Here is a 17,143-nt window from a genome sequence, read left to right as displayed (position 1 = left end):
ATGTATAATTGATAGAGTGTGTGAAATGGAAAATATATGACTATACTAGTTACTGGTGGTGCAGGATACATAGGTTCCCATACAGTGCTCAAATTATTAGAGCAAGGGGAAAATGTTGTGGTTCTTGATAATTTAGTTAATTCATCAGTTGAGTCATTATCACGTGTGTCCAAAATTTGTGGGCGAAAACCTATTTTTTATCAAGGTGACATACTTGATAGAGCTTGCGTTAAACGTATTTTATTAAATTATGAAATTGATTCTGTCATCCATTTTGCTGGATTGAAGTCGGTAGGCGAGTCCGTTAGTAAACCTATTGAGTATTATCAGAATAATGTCATTGGCTCCATAGTTTTACTTGAAGAAATGCATGCTGCTAATGTAACAAAACTAATCTTTAGTTCCTCGGCTACTGTATATGGAGAGCCCGAATTTGTTCCATTAACGGAGAATGCTAAGGTCGGTGGAACAACTAATCCATATGGCTCTTCAAAAGTAATGGTTGAGCAAATACTGCAAGATTTCTCCCAAGCTCATCCTTACTTTTCAATTGTATCCTTACGCTATTTTAATCCAGTCGGTGCTCACTCCTCGGGTTTGATTGGTGAAGATCCTAATGGAAAACCGAATAATTTATTACCTTTTATTACCCAAGTTGCTATTGGTAAATTAGCTAAGCTTGCTGTATATGGCAATGATTATAATACACCGGATGGTTCTGGTGTTAGGGATTATATCCATGTTATGGATCTTGCTGAAGGACATTTAAGTACTTTAAACCATTTATCTCCTGGATATCGGACCTATAATTTAGGCACAGGAGTTGGTTATTCTGTTTTACATATCATCAAAGAATTTGAGAATATTACGAACATAAAAATCCCTTTTGAGATTGTTTCTCGTCGTCCTGGTGATATTGCCGAGTGCTGGGCTAGTCCCGCACTAGCACGTCGGGAGTTAGGCTGGTATGCAAAAAGAACTTTAGTTGATATGCTTCAGGACGCTTGGAAATGGCAAAAAATGAATCCTAATGGTTATAACTGTTAGTTATTATTTACAATATTTTTCTTAATTTAATTAGTATGGGTAAAATTGATGAGTGATAGATCACAGGGTAATGATAAAAAACCATCCCCGTTTGGAAAGTATATATTGCCTTCAAATAAAGAAGAAGTAGACCTTATAGAGATAATTTCAATAATATTTAGATCATCCAAGTTGATCGTTATCGTATTCGCTATATTTATTCTTGTGGGAGGAGGGATTGCATTTTTTTCTCCAAAAGAATGGACTAGTTATGCAATAGTATCAGTTACTTCTGATGGTAAGATACAACCGCTTGAATCTGTTGAGTCATCATTATCAGTGCTTAATATTGATTTGAATATTACCGCAGATGACCTGTTCATGGATTTCAGGACATACTACTCTTCTAAAGATATGTTGAGTAAATATATGTCGGAAGAGAAAATTAACGCTAATAATTTTGCTGGGGTTAAAGGCCAGAATATAAAATCGGATAGTGGTGTTAGGGATAATTACATTCTTACTTATAGTTCTAATTTAGAATATGGTTTAAATGATATTTTCTCAGGTTATGTTAATTATATTAACAGGAAAGTTAATGATGATGTTAATGACCAAATTAAATTCACCATAGATACAGCTAAAAAGATAGCCTCTGAAGAATATAATTTAGCTTTACAACAGGTTGAGAATGAACATAAAATCAGAATCCAGAGATTAGAATACGCAGCTTCGATAGCTAAAGCGGCTGGTTTGCAGAAGCCAGCTATTGGTGCATTTGATATTTCTGCTAGTAGTAATAATTATCCAATATCCATGGGTTATGATGCATTAAATAGGCAGTTAGAAATTGAGAGGTCTATAACTGATCTCACAAGTGTTAATGCTGATTTATTGAATAAAAAGCTCTACCTGAATAAAATAACTGCATTACAACCTGTTGTTATAGATGTCCCGACATTTAATTACTTGCAGGAGCCATCGGATCCTCTACAGCAGAGTGTCCCATCTGAACCAATACTTCAAAATAGTAGAAAAGGTTTATTGACAATTATTTTATTTGGTTTTATTGGTTTAATTGGTTCTATTGCATTTGTATTGATGCGGTTTTTTGTTCGTGAGCGCCATAATTCTAGATTAGAACCACCCAAAAAATAAATTTATTATGCCCAGATAAAGAACTGTCGTGTTATAAAAATACTAATTTTCTCATACGAGTGCCTAATATTTCGGTGTCTATTATGCTTACTGTAACGGACTATTTTGGTATTACTACTTATGTGTGTCAGAGATTTTATCTCTGGCCTCATTTTTTTATCTTCCCATTTCAATTTGTAACTCAAAACAATGAAATTTCCTGGTAAACGCAAATCTAAGCACTACTTTCCGGTGAATGCCCGTGACCCTTTATTGCAACCGGCGCAGACTGAAAATGAAGTGAGTACCTCTTATATCGTTGGCATTGACCAGACGTTGGTTGATATTGAAGCCAAGGTCGATGAGAACTTTATTGCGCGTTATGGTCTGAGCCAAGGGCACTCTTTAGTGATTGAAGATGATATCGCTGAAAATCTTTATCAGGAACTAACTGCTAATGGGTTGATTACTCATGAGTTTGCTGGCGGTACCATTGGTAATACCTTACACAACTATTCTGTCCTTGCTGATGATCGTTCCATCCTGTTGGGCACCATGTGTAGCAATATTAAGATCGGTAGTTATGCCTATCGCTATCTGTGTAATACCTCAAGTCGCACTGATCTGAATTATTTGCAGGCAGTTGATGGTGCTATTGGCCGCTGCTTTACTTTGATTAGTGATAATGGTGAGCGGACTTTTGCTATCAGTCCCGGGCAAATGAATCAGCTACGTCCTGAAAGTATTCCTGAAGATGTGATTGCAGGTGCTTCTGCTCTGGTGCTGACTGCTTATCTGGTGCGTTGTAAGCCGGATGAACCGATGCCTGCGGCCACAATGCAAGCCATCAGCTATGCGAAGAAACATGATGTTCCTGTCGTGATGACCCTAGGCACGAAATATGTTATTGCAGATAATCCGCAGTGGTGGCGCGATTTTCTCAACGAGCATGTCTCTATATTAGCGATGAATGAAGATGAGGCTTATGAACTGACGGGCCTGAATGATCCGTTGATGGCTTCTGACATGGCATTGAATTGGGTAGATTTAGTGCTTTGTACTGCGGGTCCTAATGGGCTTTATATGGCGGGATATACTGAAGAGGCAAATAAGCGCCAAACACAGCATCCATTATTACCTGGCGCTATCGCAGAATTTAACTTGTATGAATTTAGCCGGGCAATGCGGCAAGAGCATTGTGGCCATCCGTTACGTATCTATTCTCACATTGCCCCTTATATGGGTGGGCCAGAGAAGATAATGAATACCAACGGGGCAGGGGATGGCGCATTATCTGCTGTGCTGCATGATATTGCGGCGAATGGCTATCATCGTAATAATGTTCCGAACTCTAGCAAACATGTGCGTAGTTACCTTAGCTACTCCTCGCTGGCACAAGTGTGTAAATACGCCAATCGGGTCAGTTATCAGGTATTGAATCAACATTCGCCGCGTTTAACACGTGGCTTGCCTGAACGGGAAGATAGTTTAGAAGAGTCGTACTGGGAACGATAATATATCCATCATCTTTCAAGCTGCAGGTGTGTTGGCTGCTCGCCTTACTCGGCCCATTCTTGGGCCGAGTAAGGCGAGGCCGCTGCAAGCAGCGTTCAAATCTGCTCCCGGCAGATTTGTCACCCCAGTCACTTACCGGTGTAAGCTCATCGGGATTTTCTTGCTTGCCGCCTTCCTGCACCTTGAAATCTATTGGATAGAGAACTTCAGTTATAAACACAGATATAATTTTAAATTGGGCAAACTGGCATTTTATCTTCTTCAGTCAGCGTTTCTATTTTCAGCATATTAAGCATGCTGTTGGCGATTTCGCGCTCCCCCATAACAACCTGGTTAGCGCCACGGTCTGAGATATAAACCACTTCATCGTCATAATGGGCGCGGGCGATTATCTCAAGGTCTGGCCGCTTAATTCTGGCTGATGCGACTATTTCACCGGCTTCGTAGCCATTTGGTATGGTCAGCAATAACCAACGGGCGCAATCCAGGCGCGCCAGTGACATAATATCTGCGCTTGCAGCATTACCTAATACCGCATTAATACCTTGTTCACGGAGTGCTTCCACTCGCGGGCGCGAATTTTCTACGACGACCAGCGGGATGCCTTCCGCATTAAGTTTTGCCCCTAATAAGCTGCCAACCCGGCCATATCCCACCAATAATGCATGATTGCATAAATCTACAGGTATCTGTTTTTCCTCTTCTACCGCCTCTTCCAGAATAAGATCTTCCATCGTCTCATTCTTGGCTAAATAGCGATCTAGCAAGGTGAAAAGTAACGGGTTGAGCATAATAGACAGAATCGCTCCCGCCAGTACCAGATTACGGCCATGTTCAGACATTAAACCAAGAGAAATACCCAGCCCCGCCAGAATAAAGGCGAACTCCCCAATTTGGGCCAGGCTAACGGAAATGGTGAGTGCTGTGCGTTTTGAGTGGCCAAACAGCCGCACCAGGATGAAAGCCGCCACCGATTTACCGAAGATAATGATGGTCAATGACGCTAACACTGCTAATGGTTCTCGTAGCAAAATCATCGGATCGAATAACATGCCGACTGAAACAAAGAACAGCACGGCAAAGGCATCACGCAGCGGCAAGGTATCTTGCGCGGCACGGTGGCTCAGCTCAGATTCGTTTAATACCATTCCGGCGAAGAATGCGCCTAGAGCAAATGATACGTCAAACAACCCTACAGCACCGTAGGCTATCCCAAGCGCCAAGACTAAGACTGCCAGAGTAAAGAGTTCTCGCGAGCCAGTACTGGCTGTTTTAGCCAGTATCCAGGGCACCAGCCGGCGGCCGACGACAATCATTAAGGTTATGAAGGCGATCACTTTACCAATAGTAATCGCTAGCTCTGTAAACAGTTGGCTCAGACTCGTGGTTTCGTTGCCCATGACTCCGGCAAATGCGGGTAATAACACTAATGTCAGTACCATTGCCAAATCTTCAACAATCAACCAGCCGATAGCAATCTGCCCTCGCTGACTATCAATCAGTTGCCGTTCTTCCAGTGCGCGCAGTAATACCACGGTACTGGCGGTTGACAGACATAACCCAAAGACCAAGCCGGTGACTAAATCCCAGCCTAATAAATGAGACAAGCCCATACCTAGCAGAGTAGCAACGGCTATTTGTGTCACGGCTCCGGGGATGGCGATTGCTTTTACTGCGAGGAGGTCTTTAAGCGAGAAGTGAAGTCCGACACCAAACATCAACAAAATGACACCGATTTCAGCCAGTTCGGGAGCTAATGATGTATCAGCAACAAAACCCGGCGTGAATGGCCCGGCAAGTACCCCTGCGGCAAGGTATCCCACCAGTGGTGAGATGCGTAGGCGGTGGGCCAGGGAACCCAAGAGGAAGGCGAGAACAAGGCCTCCGACGATCGTGGTGATTAAGGGTGTTGAGTGGTGCATCCAGACTCCTTCTCGTTATACCCGCCATCTTTCAAATTGCAGGTGTGTTGTCTACGTTTATTACTTGGCCCATCTCTGCGAGGCCGCTGCAAGGAGCGTTTACATCCATTCCCGACAGATTTGTCACGCGCTTGCCGCCTTTTGGATGAGTATTGGGATATGTGGAGCAGCAAGCATTTCACAGCAATAACATCAGTTTATTGTATTTATGCGATCAATGCGCGATAAAAATTCATTTTTTATCGATAAAAGTCTGGTTTGGCATGGAAATTGTTTGAAGTGGTTGTTTGTGGGGGACTTGCTGTTTTTGTCACGATTACACAGGGGACTCTCCCGACTGAAGTGCTAGTCTCAGTCGGGATTATAAGGTTATTACTATTACTTATCTTCTATATTGGGCAATAAGGCAGTAAATATCCCCAGTAATGGCAGGAATGCACATATTTGGTAAACCAGCTCAATACTGGTTAAATCAGCAACATACCCTAGTACAGCCGCACCTAACCCACCCATACCGAAAGCAAAACCGAAGAATAGACCGGATACCATCCCCACTTTCCCTGGGATCAACTCCTGGGCATACACCAGTATTGCAGAGAAGGCTGATGCGAGGATGACGCCAATGATTACGGTTAAAACCCCCATCCAATACAACGAAGCATAGGGTAAAATAAGGGTAAATGGCGCTACACCCAGTATTGACCCCCAAATAACATATTTTCGCCCTATCCGATCACCAAGAGGGCCGCCAATTATGGTGCCAGCGGCGACTGCGAATAAGAACACAAATAAATGTATCTGGGCGTTTTGTACTGAAACACCGAACTTATGCATCAAATAAAAGGTGTAATAGCTGCTAATGCTGGTCAAGTAGAAGTATTTAGAGAATATCAGCACCATTAAAATAACTAACGTCTTAATAACCGTCTTTTTAGGCAGTAATTTTGCCGATGAGGTTTTTATCACTTTGCCATGTGTTGCTCTTTGCTGTTGCTGATACCACTTACTGACTTGCAATAGCACCACAATGGCCAGTAAGGCTGCGAGAGAGAACCAGCCAACATTGCCTTTACCATAAGGAGCAATAAGAATTGCAGCTAATAGTGGGCCGAGAGCGCTACCGAAGTTGCCACCGACTTGAAAAACTGACTGAGCCAGGCCATGGCGACCACCGGATGCCATGCGCGCGACCCGTGATGACTCAGGATGGAATACCGATGAGCCGGTGCCAACCAGCGCTGCTGCCAATAAAACCACAGGGAAAGTGGTTGCCACCGCCAGCAGCAATATGCCTGATAAGGTAAAACCCATACCAATAGGCAAAGAGTAAGGTTGAGGGTGCTTATCGGTATACAGCCCTATCAGGGGTTGCAGTAGTGATGCAGTAAGCTGGTAAGTGAGCGTGATTAGCCCTATCTGAGTAAAACTCAGTGAAAACTCGGCTTGTAATAAAGGATAAATCGCCAGAATCAACGATTGGATCATATCGTTGAGTAGATGAGATACGCTGATAGCCCCCAGAATAGAGAAGGATGTGCGTTTTACAGCGGCATTAACGGAGGGCTGGAATCCAGTCTCAGAACGATCGGTCATAGTGAGTATTCGCCTAATAATTTCACTGTTAATAATATGTTGGTAACGAATACATATTATGCAGATAGAATGATTTTTACTACATCTGACATAATTTGATATATATTCCAAAGTTATGAAATTCATGCATACATAATCACACTACAATGCTTACTGCGTCACGGTATGGTGTTGATTTATCGTGCTATTGATATGCATTACACTCTTTTCACTCATTAAATCGGTATTTATCAGGCCGGTTTTTAACGACTACATGGAGATTTGCCATGCGTTTTTCATTACCGACCACAGCATGTGCCTTGGCTGTGTCGCTGGCGTTTGCACCGGGATGGGCTGCTGCCTGGGAAAAAGATAAAACTTACGATATCACTATATTGCACACTAATGATCACCATGGGCATTTCTGGCAAAACGATCACGGCGAATATGGTTTAGCGGCACAGAAAACTGTCGTTGATAGTATTCGCAAACAAGTTGCAGCCGAAGGCGGAAGTCTACTACTGCTGTCAGGTGGGGACATCAACACCGGTGTGCCTGAGTCTGATTTACAAGATGCGGAGCCTGATTTTCGTGGTATGAATCTGGTCGGTTATGACGCGATGGCCATCGGCAATCACGAATTTGATAATCCATTAAGTGTGCTGCGACAACAAGAGAAATGGGCAACTTTCCCGTTGTTATCGGCCAATATCTACCAGAAAAGCACGCAACAGCGGTTGTTTAAGCCTTATGCCTTGTTTGATAAGCAAGGGGTGAAAATTGCGGTAATTGGTTTAACGACCGATGACACTGCCAAGATCGGGAATCCCGAGTATTTCACGGATATTGAATTCCATGTCCCGGCCGCTGAAGCAAAACAAGTCGTCGATCAACTGCGAAAGACCGATAAGCCTGACATTATCATCGCCGCTACCCATATGGGGCATTACGATGATGGCAAGCATGGTTCGAATGCTCCAGGTGATGTAGAGATGGCTCGCAGCCTCCCCGCAGGCTATTTAGATATGATAGTGGGTGGTCACTCGCAAGATCCGGTTTGTATGGCCAGTGAGAACCATAAGCAGGCTGATTATGTTCCCGGTACACCTTGTGCGCCTGATCGTCAGAACGGAACCTGGATTGTTCAAGCTCATGAGTGGGGTAAATATGTTGGTCGTGCTGATTTTAAATTCCGCAATGGTGAGTTGAAACTGGTGAGTTATCAGTTAATTCCAATCAATTTAAAGAAAAAAGTTGAGAAGGCTGATGGTAGCAGTGAGCGGGTCTTTTATACCCAGGAGATTGCGCAAGATCCATCGATGCTGAAGCTACTTACGCCTTTTGAAGAGCAAGGTAAGGCGCAGTTGGATATTAAAGTTGGCAGTGTCAATGGCAAGCTAGAAGGTGATCGTAGCAAGGTTCGTTTCGAACAAACCAACCTGGCGCGGATGTTATTGGCTGCGCAAATGGAACGAGCGGGTGCAGATTTCGCGGTGATGAGTGGTGGTGGGGTGCGTGACTCTATCGATGCCGGTGATATCACGTATAAAAATGTGCTTAAGGTCCAGCCATTTGGTAATACCTTGGTTTACGCCGATATGAAAGGCAGCGAGGTCGAGAAGTATCTGGCCGTGGTGGCGAATAAAAAAGTCGATTCAGGTGCTTATGCACAATTTGCCAATGTCAGCCTGGTCGCTGATGGTAATGGCGTCAGTGACGTGAAAATACAGGGCAAGCCATTAGATCCGAATAAAACGTATCGTCTGGCCACCCTGAATTTTAATGCATTAGGCGGCGATGGCTACCCGAAAATCGATACCTTACCGGGCTATGTGAACACCGGTTTTATCGATGCTGAAGTGTTGAAACAGTATATTGAAAAGCACTCTCCACTGGATGCCAGTCAGTATCAGCCGAAAGGTGAGATTGTTTATAAGTAACTGTAATTAATCGGGATGAAGTTCATTTTAAGCGGTGTATTTCATCCAGATCTAAAACTCGAAAAAAACCTTCTGCAAAACTCCACTGCAAAACGGTACGCAAATTAAACAGCAATGGTGATCCATTCTTTGCCGCGGTCATCATTATATTTATCGGTCATTGCTTGGTTTTTATGGCCGAGTAGTGATTTCGTATCGATGCCTTGCTCACGATATAATCGTTCGGAAAGTGATCGCTGTTCATGGAATGTTGGCGGGGTTCCATCTTTCCATTTAATCCCGCTAGCTTCCCGTGCCGCAGTGAAATTCATTGTTATTGTTTGGTCTCGTATATTTCCTCCGCGCTTAGCTGTGGCCACTGCGTGGTGATGATGCAGTAAATAAGGGCTAACTATCCGATCCCGACACTGTGATATAACTTCTCTTAAAGTAATATTTAGTGAGTTACAGCGAAGTGATAAAGGAATTGCCAGTCTAGCCCCTGTTTTTCCCTGAACTATATGAAGATGGTCATCCCAAATATCAGAAAATTTCATGCCTGCAATATCACCAAGTCGCTGACCAGTAACGACCGCAACAAGCATTGCCCTCTGTAAGTATGGCTGCATTGTGCCGGCTTCTTTATATATAGCCTGCCACTCTTCCAGACTAAGTCGCTGCCGCTGTACTTTTGTTAGTGGCCAGTGCGGGATTATAGCCCGGAGGAACTTCACCTGCATGTTGCGCTTCTTTAAATACATCGATAATTATTCTGCGAACCACCTGAGCCATAACGAGTTGCCCCCTCTCTTTATATGGACTCAGAATATCCGCTATATCTCTTACCGTTATTTCTGGCAATAACTTGTTGCCGATAACGGATCGCATAACTTTAACTGGAGTTTTTTCTGGTTCACGGTCGATGATTTCAGCTCACCCAGTCGCTGGCGTTCTTCTTGAATTTTCCAGTAACTATCAAGCCATGCTGACACTGATAAATCCTTACCTAAATCCCGACTAATTTTATCTCTATCCGTCATTAGCTGCCCCATTTGTTGTTGAGCAAAGCGGGTATTGGCCTCAACAGCAATAGCCTTTGCCTCAACTTCGTTATCACCTAAACCATGAAATTTTCCTGATACCGGATGCTTATAACGCCAGTAGACCTTCTTGGTTCTGGCGTCCGTATAGCATGATAGACCTGGTACATCGACGCTGTACTTACGTGGTCTGCCCATCTTCCATTATCCTTTTCAGGCGGGGATCATCGTTTTGTTTAACCATTGGCTTAATTGCTATCCCGATGAACCTTGCATTTTTATCGACCCGCCAGCATTTACCCGCCTTCATTGGAGGAGGAGAGATCATGCCGCTTTTGGCATATTTTATTAGAGTGGGATAACTAGGAACTGGTTCGTCAAATTCCTCTTTTGCCCACACTGTTAAAGTCTGTGTTCTCGCCATGGTCATTCTCCACACTGTTTATTTAAAGGCCCGCCGCACACAGGCCGTGATTAAAATCATTCTGTTGCTGGTGGATCAAGCTGCACCGGCTCAGCGATGACGCCATGACGGTTTAATACACCAATAATTAATTGCCGCTTACAACCAATTGCTGGAACGTCGCGTAACTCATTTACCAGCATTGAGAAAATATGGCGCGGTAATGCTTCGGGTTTGGCTGCTGTAATAGCGGCAAGTTTCGCATCTCCTTTATACATCTCATCACGCAATGCTTGAGCTGCAGCTGTCATTACATCTAGCTGACGGCTTAACGATAGATTCTGTTCCCGTTGTGATAGCAACTCCCGCGCTATCTCAACCATGTTTTCATCAAACCAGTCTTGTAATCCATTCACCTCCATTCCGTCTGGAATTTCCAACTGAGCCTCGTCAGTAGTACCCCCAAGCCATTCCCTTGCTTGACCTAAATTCCCTTGAGTAATGCAGAAAAGAGCCGCTTGTGCACCCATCATGGTGCGATGCAGCAACCATGCATTTGATAATTCACTGGCAGCCTTATCGGTAAGCGCCGTATTCTCGCCAACCAGCTGCTGCGCCCTGGCAATGGTGTCATCTGCTACCGCGCCGGTAATACCCAAAGTCTCGGCAATCAGAGTGCAGGTATTGAGTGCTGCATCACGTTCATTTTCTAATTCAGCGATGGTATTTCTGGCGTCGGCATAACCTTCTAATACCACTGGTAGTAATTCAGACTCAGTGAAGAGAGCATTAAATTTAGGGTGTATGGCTACGTGGTCAGCGTCTGGATCTTGGAAGTTATAGATCAGGGTGTCATATGCCCCCATAAAGCGGCCAAAACCGCCATGACCCTGTACAAGTGAATCCCATGCAACGGCAATAAATGTGCGCTCTTCGTCACTGATATCTTGATCGTCAAGGCGTTCCAGAAATTACTCAGATGATTCCCTGCGCCAGCGGTCCTCTGCTGCTTCAGTTGCGTGAAATAGTTTCCAAAGAGATTCAACCTTATCTTCACTTGGCCTTGCCATTTTTACCGTTATTGTTTTAGACATGATTTTCCCCTTAGCGTCTGTGGGCAGTACGTAGGCGTTGAAATATTTCCCCCGCAATAATTCTTTCCTCACCCAGATCACACGCCACAAAATATTCGTGCGCTGCTGTTACTGCTTCCTGATGCTTAGCGAAAAACACCATTTTTAATGCTTCAAGATGGCAACGCTCTTGGTGGGCTGATAACGCTTCGGGATCATATTCAATAGGGCGTAACCAGTAACAGACAGGGCCATCTTCTGTGTCATGAATTGAAGCCATAAACCAACCATCACCTGCTGGTGGTTTTGGTTGCCACATGCTGAGATCACAATCACCCGCTTCGTATGCCGCCTGCAATTCTTCGGCGTTTTCTTCGCATTCCATCCAGTCCAACGTACCGACGACACGGTTTAACGATTTCCATGCATCGAATTCACCTTCAACCCCAAACTCATTCCCGTTTGCAGGTACAAAATAATCAGGGTGAGTCCAGAAACCATGGCTATCACGTTCAACTGGTGCTGCTGTAATTGTCTTGATCATCACTGTTTCCTCGCATAGAGAACGCCATCAACTGGCAGACATTCGTATTCATGTGGTAGACCTTGCTGCTGAATGTCTGCCATACAGTTTTTATCATCCGGGTATACGTAGCCTTGCGGCTCGTATTGGCACGGCTGGAATGTGTAGCAAACGAGTAAAAACAGGCCGTACATCATGATTGAGTGGCCGCAGTCAGCTCATTGAGTCGTGCCGCGAATGCGACACGGATCTGGCTTGGTGTCATTGGTACTATTGCAATGTCAGCCAGGGGGATACCTTCAAACATCGGCCATTCCTTACCGTCATCGATATCCAGTTCTTGGCGTTCGGTTGCCAGCATAATCAGATCGCAGTAATGAACGACTAAAGACATTTCGGCAGGAAGCCCAAATTTTTCACGGATAGCCATATCAATCCGATGCTCAATAACTTTGTAATCGGGCAGCAGACGTTTAAGGGGGGAGGGGATATCGCCTCAAGCCAGTTTAAAGTTAGTTACCTGATAGGCAGAAAAGTATCATTCCCACTTGTTCAAGTTGTGTCAGCTAGTACATCCATGGCAGCGTTTACGGCTGTATCTATTGCATTGGCCACCCCACTCAATGCGATAACAGCTCACGGCAATTGCAAAGTTGGAGGTGGTAGCAGTGCAGCAGCGTCATTTTCATCAATATCTCTTGGCAGTGATAGCTTTGGTACTGGTTGGCAGGAAGTAAGATTGGGGGTTAATGCTGGGAATGGTGTTGATACGGCGAGTAACTTTTCAATTGATATCATAACACCTCAAACACTCTATTATCGTTTTGAAAGTGATATGACAAGCAATAAAGCTGGTTCTATTTTGATTTCAAGTTATTTATTTTAATGGGGTGTTGATATGCTCTTATATGTGCAATTCTCTGATGAAACAGAGACAACAATAATCACATGGTTTGCCTCACCACAATCATCATCTGATTTTAATTTTTTGGGTGAAGTTGAACCGTCAGATGATCGTTGGGTAGCATTCTATGACACTACCCCTGCCTTTGCTATAAACTCGATACCAAAACCATAGCATCTATAAATAGAACCAATGATGGTAAATTCGTCATTTGACTAACAATATAACTTGGGGTGTGCATCCATACGTTATATTTTTAATTTTCATCTTTGGCTCTGAATTTATTTATAATTGTTCTGGCTACTTTAGATGTGTTATTTTCTATTGCTATATGAATTAAGTAAGCTACAAAAATAGATGAGAACAGTAAGTATATAAACTTACCAAACCCTGAGGCATGTGTATATGGCTGAAATAAATTACTGTGTAATGGTATAAATGCCATTATTATAGGATGTATGAGGTATAGTGGATAGGATATATCGCCTAGAAAATTTAGGTATTTATTGTCTCTTACTCCTTTTATTTTTTCTCGGATAACAGAAGCCACTAAGAGTAAAAAACAAGCTAAACCTACGTTTGTAACTCCATGTCCCGATGCACCACCACCAAAAGTATAGAACAAAAAAACACCTAATGCTGAGTAAAATATAAAGTCACTTGCAGATTTTAATATTTCATTATCGGCACGAACTCTCATGTATATTTCACATGCAATCATTCCTAAAATAAACTCAATCAATATTGGGTTTGCCAAGTTTTTTATTAACCCTTGGATGCTATTACTTGCTGTGAAATTTAGGGGGGTGGTTGGGTTTAATGTTAAATACCCATTATATTTTATATTTAAAAGGGAAAATACAGACAGCATCATAACTGACGATATCAATATTCTGTAACGATGTGATATTTTTAACGCAATCAAAAAAAATACGTAAAAAATAAATTCATAAGTTAATGTCCATGCGGTAATTATAAAGCTATATGCATAAAAAGGTGCCGCAGAATTATAATCTAACTGTAAGAATAAAAGAGACTTGATTATATTAATTTCAACTATGTTAGGGTAATTTATGACAACAAATAAAGCTACGCAGAATATATATACTGGATATATTTTAAATAATCTTTTAACTGAGAAAGAGAATATACTGTTATCATTTTTAGTTGAGTAAACAATAACAAAACCACTAATCATAAAGAACAGATCCACACCAAAGTATCCACTAGAAAATAGCATATCCCCTAGGTTTTTTTGTGCATATGTATCGTTGATCAAAAATTTTAAGTGAACGAAAACTACAAAAAGAGATGCAATCCCTCTCAACTGATGGACTGATTTTATCATGCTAATTATCCAGCATAGTTATTATTTCGAGTTGTGAATAAACTCAGGGGGCTAAAGCGCTCCACTACCTGAGAAGAAAGCATTCTAGGTGTTTATAATTACCTGTCAATAATGAATTGGGAAATAAAAAGTTTAGGGTTAGAGTGGTATAGGGAGACGGAACAGTGTAAGTCATGTTCGCGATACATTACATCATGTTTGTTAGGTGAGTATCAGATTGACACGGTCGATGTTTTTCCCAGAACTGGACAGATAGAATGGTAATTCTTTGATATTTAGCAGAATGGTCAAATAAGCAGTAGTGATACAATCTGCACAGTCTGAAGGGCGAATTTAAAGGTGTTGCTGATTCAGAAATTAGCTGGTGACAAGGTGATATGGAGGGGGATGCCGAAAAATGAAGTAACTGAACCTGAGGCTTGAAATAAATACTGGCTGGTCATTGATACGGATTGACGCATCAAAAACGCCTGATATTGAATGGCCGCCTCAGCCGGAATAAATCTTCTTAGTAGATCCAATCTCTTAGCGAAAATCATAAAAACCTTACTTCACAAGAAAAATCCCATTGATTAAACTGTATGTATATACAGTTATTTGTGGATTTGAATGATGATTTTTTACCCACTTTCTCCGCTTCGCAAAATTATTCTTATCCCGTTGTTTAACGAGACAATCCACGCTGGTTTTCCAAGCCCTGCAGCCGATTATATCGAGCGACCACTTGATCTGAATGAGCTTTGTATCGCCCACCCGGCAGCAACTTATTTTGTCCGTGTTTCGGGTAACTCAATGACTGGTGCCGGGATCTATGACGGCTCCCTGTTGGTTGTCGATCGCAGCATTACGGCAAAACATGGCGATATTATTATCGCGGCAATCGAAGGGGAGTTCACCGTAAAAAAGCTGTGCTTACATCCTGTTGTGCAACTTGAGGCAATGAATCCAGACTATGCCCCTATCGTTTTGAATGATGGAGGAGACGATTTAGAAACGTTTGGTGTGGTGAGATATGTCATTAACGAGGCGGCCAATGTTTGTCCTCGCTGACGTTAATTCTTTTATGCATCCTGTGAGTCTGTATTTCGGCCTGACTTGCAGGGGAAGCCGATAGTAGTTCTTTCAAACAATGATGGCTGTGTCATAGCCCGTAGTCGTGAAGCCAAATTGCTTGACATTAAAATGGGCGAGCCCTATTTCAAGATGCGCGAACTGATCCAAAAATATGGTGTGGTTACCTTCAGCAGTAACTACGAGCTTTATGCTGACATGTCTAATCGGGTTATGACTGTGCTGGAATCTATGTCGCCAGCCACGGAAATATACTCAATTGATGAGGCATTTCTGAATGTATCTGGGGTAAATCATTGCATGAGTCTGGATCAGTTTGGCCGTGACGTTCGGCAGCGGGTATTGCAGTGGACCGGCCTCACTGTAGGTGTAGGGATAGCCCAAACGAAAACCCTGGCTAAGCTGGCAAATCATGCAGCCAAACAGTGGAGTAAGACGGGGGGCGTGCGATCCTGTTAGACAACGTAAACTACTCGCAATCACCCCCGTACAGGATATCTGGGGTATTGGTCGCCGCATTGGTAAAAAGCTGAATCTACTCGGCATCAACACAGCATTACAGCTGGCTGATACTCATTCACAGTTTGTGCGTAAAAACTTCAATGTGGTATTAGAGCGAACGGTCAGAGAACTGAATGGTGAGCAATGCCTGGAGTTGGAAGAGTTCGCTCCGACTAAGCAGCAGATTGTATGTAGCCGATCCTTTGGCGAGCGGATCACTAATTATCAGGATATGCGCGAAGCTATCTGCGGGTATGCCGTGCGCGCGGCTGAAAAACTACGCGGCGAGCATCAATATTGCAGGCATATATCAGCCTTTATCAAAACCAGCCCTTTTGCACTCAATGAGCCTTACTACGGCAACATTGTGAGCACTAAGCTTCATATCCCCACTCAGGACTCACGGGATATTATCGCTGCTGCTTTAGGGTGTCTTGATGCGATATGGAAGGATGGCTATCGTTATCAAAAAGGCGGGGTGATGCTGGGTGATTTTTACAGTCAGGGTGTGGCTCAATTGGGGCTGTTCGATGATAACCAGCCTAAGGCTAACAGTGCCGCGTTGATGGCTGTTCAGGACGATATCAATAAATCAGGCAAGGGAAAGGTGTGGTTTGCCGGACAAGGCATACAAAAGGCATGGCAGATGAAACGTGAGATGTTATCGCCTGCATACACTACCCGGTGGTCTGAATTACCCGTTGCGTGATGATGATAACTAAAAGTATCGCCGGGGTTTCACTATTGTTTTACCATCACCAAATCCCACAAATAAATAACCAACCCTAACGGATTGGTTTTCTTTGGGATATTTGGTCGGCATGAAAGGATTTGAACCTTCGACCCCCGACACTCCATGACGGGTTAAATATACGGTTGTAATTATCTGGATTGCAATCAGATTCAAGTGATTGAGGGTGAAGCCTCTTCTGCAAAACTAATTTTTATTTGTTTCTATTCAATAGGTTATAACGCGATTGATTTAGTTGATTTTAGGTGTCAAGAAGCTAGTAATTATTTTAAATATCAATACATTGAGCTGCAACTCAGCAGCTACTGAAACAGTATATTGAAAAGCACTCTCCACTGGATGCCAGTCAGTATCAGCCGAAAGGTGAGATTGTTTATAAGTAAGGCGTGAAGCTGGAAGCCTCTATTTGGCAGTGGAGGCTTCTGGTGAATTGCACGA

General features: G+C 43.1%; 14 protein-coding genes and 3 pseudogenes. 8 read left to right on the top strand and 9 right to left on the bottom strand.

Annotation, left to right across the window (positions count from 1 at the left end):
* Positions 1-36 precede the first annotated feature (36 nt).
* The 3 genes from galE to V1956_RS19570 all read left to right on the top strand — a co-directional run bounded on the left by galE (position 37) and on the right by V1956_RS19570 (position 3,678).
* The gene (galE, locus tag V1956_RS19580; protein WP_420075329.1) at positions 37-1,047 is read left to right on the top strand and encodes a UDP-glucose 4-epimerase GalE; all 1,011 of its coding nucleotides are present in this window, start codon (positions 37-39) and stop codon (positions 1,045-1,047) included.
* Between the two features lie 48 nt (positions 1,048-1,095).
* A complete protein-coding gene (locus V1956_RS19575; protein ID WP_442825536.1) occupies positions 1,096-2,184 on the top strand; it encodes a Wzz/FepE/Etk N-terminal domain-containing protein in 1,089 nt (362 codons plus the stop codon).
* A gap of 189 nt (positions 2,185-2,373) precedes the next feature.
* Positions 2,374-3,678, top strand: a complete 1,305-nt coding sequence (locus V1956_RS19570) for an inosine/guanosine kinase (protein WP_442825535.1) — start codon at positions 2,374-2,376, stop codon at positions 3,676-3,678.
* A gap of 230 nt (positions 3,679-3,908) precedes the next feature.
* On the opposite strand, the gene ybaL is transcribed toward V1956_RS19570, so the two are convergent.
* Together ybaL and V1956_RS19560 are read right to left on the bottom strand one after the other, a co-directional pair.
* On the bottom strand, positions 3,909-5,600 hold the full coding sequence (gene ybaL / locus V1956_RS19565; protein WP_263699323.1) for a YbaL family putative K(+) efflux transporter: 1,692 nt from the start codon (positions 5,598-5,600) through the stop codon (positions 3,909-3,911).
* A 378-nt stretch (positions 5,601-5,978) separates the two neighbouring features.
* Entirely contained in the window at positions 5,979-7,193 is a 1,215-nt protein-coding gene (locus tag V1956_RS19560; protein WP_083159931.1) for an MFS transporter, read from the bottom strand.
* Between the two features lie 266 nt (positions 7,194-7,459).
* Between V1956_RS19560 and ushA the strand changes: the two genes are divergently transcribed.
* A complete protein-coding gene (gene ushA, locus V1956_RS19555) occupies positions 7,460-9,112 on the top strand; it encodes a bifunctional UDP-sugar hydrolase/5'-nucleotidase UshA (protein WP_420071274.1) in 1,653 nt (550 codons plus the stop codon).
* A gap of 104 nt (positions 9,113-9,216) precedes the next feature.
* On the opposite strand, the pseudogene V1956_RS19550 reads toward ushA, so the two are convergent.
* From V1956_RS19550 to V1956_RS19525, 6 genes and pseudogenes are all read right to left on the bottom strand, one after another.
* Positions 9,217-10,329, bottom strand: a pseudogene (locus tag V1956_RS19550) (phage integrase Arm DNA-binding domain-containing protein).
* Positions 10,313-10,555, bottom strand: a complete 243-nt coding sequence (locus V1956_RS19545) for an excisionase (protein WP_420075089.1) — start codon at positions 10,553-10,555, stop codon at positions 10,313-10,315. The pseudogene V1956_RS19550 and the gene V1956_RS19545 overlap by 17 nt, the downstream one beginning before the upstream one ends.
* 56 nt (positions 10,556-10,611) lie before the next feature.
* Positions 10,612-11,400 carry a hypothetical protein gene (locus V1956_RS19540; protein WP_442825534.1) on the bottom strand — a complete coding sequence of 263 codons (789 nt, stop codon included), beginning with the start codon at positions 11,398-11,400 and terminating at the stop codon, positions 10,612-10,614.
* Between the two features lie 105 nt (positions 11,401-11,505).
* Positions 11,506-11,628, bottom strand: a complete 123-nt coding sequence (locus V1956_RS19535) for a hypothetical protein (RefSeq protein WP_420075087.1) — start codon at positions 11,626-11,628, stop codon at positions 11,506-11,508.
* Positions 11,629-11,638: 10 nt separating this feature from the next.
* On the bottom strand, positions 11,639-12,151 hold the full coding sequence (locus V1956_RS19530; protein WP_420075086.1) for a hypothetical protein: 513 nt from the start codon (positions 12,149-12,151) through the stop codon (positions 11,639-11,641).
* 172 nt (positions 12,152-12,323) lie between these two features.
* Complete coding sequence (locus tag V1956_RS19525; RefSeq protein ID WP_420075085.1) at positions 12,324-12,560, bottom strand: hypothetical protein; 237 nt, start codon at positions 12,558-12,560, stop codon at positions 12,324-12,326.
* Positions 12,561-12,707: 147 nt separating this feature from the next.
* On the opposite strand from V1956_RS19525, the gene V1956_RS19520 reads away from it, so the two are divergent.
* A complete protein-coding gene (locus V1956_RS19520) occupies positions 12,708-13,016 on the top strand; it encodes a hypothetical protein (RefSeq protein WP_420075084.1) in 309 nt (102 codons plus the stop codon).
* A 274-nt stretch (positions 13,017-13,290) separates the two neighbouring features.
* Here V1956_RS19520 and V1956_RS19515 read toward each other — a convergent pair whose 3' ends face one another.
* Positions 13,291-14,382 carry an acyltransferase family protein gene (locus tag V1956_RS19515; protein WP_442825533.1) on the bottom strand — a complete coding sequence of 364 codons (1,092 nt, stop codon included), beginning with the start codon at positions 14,380-14,382 and terminating at the stop codon, positions 13,291-13,293.
* A 612-nt stretch (positions 14,383-14,994) separates the two neighbouring features.
* Between V1956_RS19515 and umuD the strand changes: the two genes are divergently transcribed.
* The 3 genes and pseudogenes from umuD to V1956_RS19500 all read left to right on the top strand — a co-directional run.
* Positions 14,995-15,432 (top strand): translesion error-prone DNA polymerase V autoproteolytic subunit, encoded by a 438-nt coding sequence (umuD, locus tag V1956_RS19510; protein WP_420074694.1) that lies wholly within the window; start codon positions 14,995-14,997, stop codon positions 15,430-15,432.
* Positions 15,416-16,663 (top strand): annotated as a pseudogene (gene umuC, locus V1956_RS19505) (translesion error-prone DNA polymerase V subunit UmuC). Before umuD ends, umuC begins: the two are co-directional and overlap by 17 nt.
* A 341-nt stretch (positions 16,664-17,004) precedes the next feature.
* Positions 17,005-17,088 (top strand): annotated as a pseudogene (locus tag V1956_RS19500) (5'-nucleotidase C-terminal domain-containing protein); the annotation flags it as partial.
* Positions 17,089-17,143 lie beyond the last annotated feature (55 nt).

The sequence above is a fragment of the Yersinia sp. 2540 StPb PI genome (genome assembly GCF_052217165.1).
In the GTDB taxonomy this organism is placed as follows: Bacteria; Pseudomonadota; Gammaproteobacteria; order Enterobacterales; family Enterobacteriaceae; genus Yersinia; species Yersinia enterocolitica_E.
This window is presented reverse-complemented; position numbering and strand designations above follow the sequence as displayed.

Coding starts and splice junctions, on each gene's coding strand:
- V1956_RS19530 (WP_420075086.1), bottom strand. CDS start 12,151: ATGATCAAGACAATTACAGCAGCACCAGTTGAACGTGATAGCCATGGT.
- V1956_RS19525 (WP_420075085.1), bottom strand. CDS start 12,560: ATGGCTATCCGTGAAAAATTTGGGCTTCCTGCCGAAATGTCTTTAGTC.
- ushA (WP_420071274.1), top strand. CDS start 7,460: ATGCGTTTTTCATTACCGACCACAGCATGTGCCTTGGCTGTGTCGCTG.
- V1956_RS19540 (WP_442825534.1), bottom strand. CDS start 11,400: ATGGGGGCATATGACACCCTGATCTATAACTTCCAAGATCCAGACGCT.
- V1956_RS19515 (WP_442825533.1), bottom strand. CDS start 14,382: ATGATAAAATCAGTCCATCAGTTGAGAGGGATTGCATCTCTTTTTGTA.
- umuD (WP_420074694.1), top strand. CDS start 14,995: ATGATTTTTTACCCACTTTCTCCGCTTCGCAAAATTATTCTTATCCCG.
- V1956_RS19575 (WP_442825536.1), top strand. CDS start 1,096: ATGAGTGATAGATCACAGGGTAATGATAAAAAACCATCCCCGTTTGGA.
- V1956_RS19520 (WP_420075084.1), top strand. CDS start 12,708: ATGGCAGCGTTTACGGCTGTATCTATTGCATTGGCCACCCCACTCAAT.
- ybaL (WP_263699323.1), bottom strand. CDS start 5,600: ATGCACCACTCAACACCCTTAATCACCACGATCGTCGGAGGCCTTGTT.
- V1956_RS19545 (WP_420075089.1), bottom strand. CDS start 10,555: ATGGCGAGAACACAGACTTTAACAGTGTGGGCAAAAGAGGAATTTGAC.
- V1956_RS19570 (WP_442825535.1), top strand. CDS start 2,374: ATGAAATTTCCTGGTAAACGCAAATCTAAGCACTACTTTCCGGTGAAT.
- V1956_RS19535 (WP_420075087.1), bottom strand. CDS start 11,628: ATGTCTAAAACAATAACGGTAAAAATGGCAAGGCCAAGTGAAGATAAG.
- galE (WP_420075329.1), top strand. CDS start 37: ATGACTATACTAGTTACTGGTGGTGCAGGATACATAGGTTCCCATACA.
- V1956_RS19560 (WP_083159931.1), bottom strand. CDS start 7,193: ATGACCGATCGTTCTGAGACTGGATTCCAGCCCTCCGTTAATGCCGCT.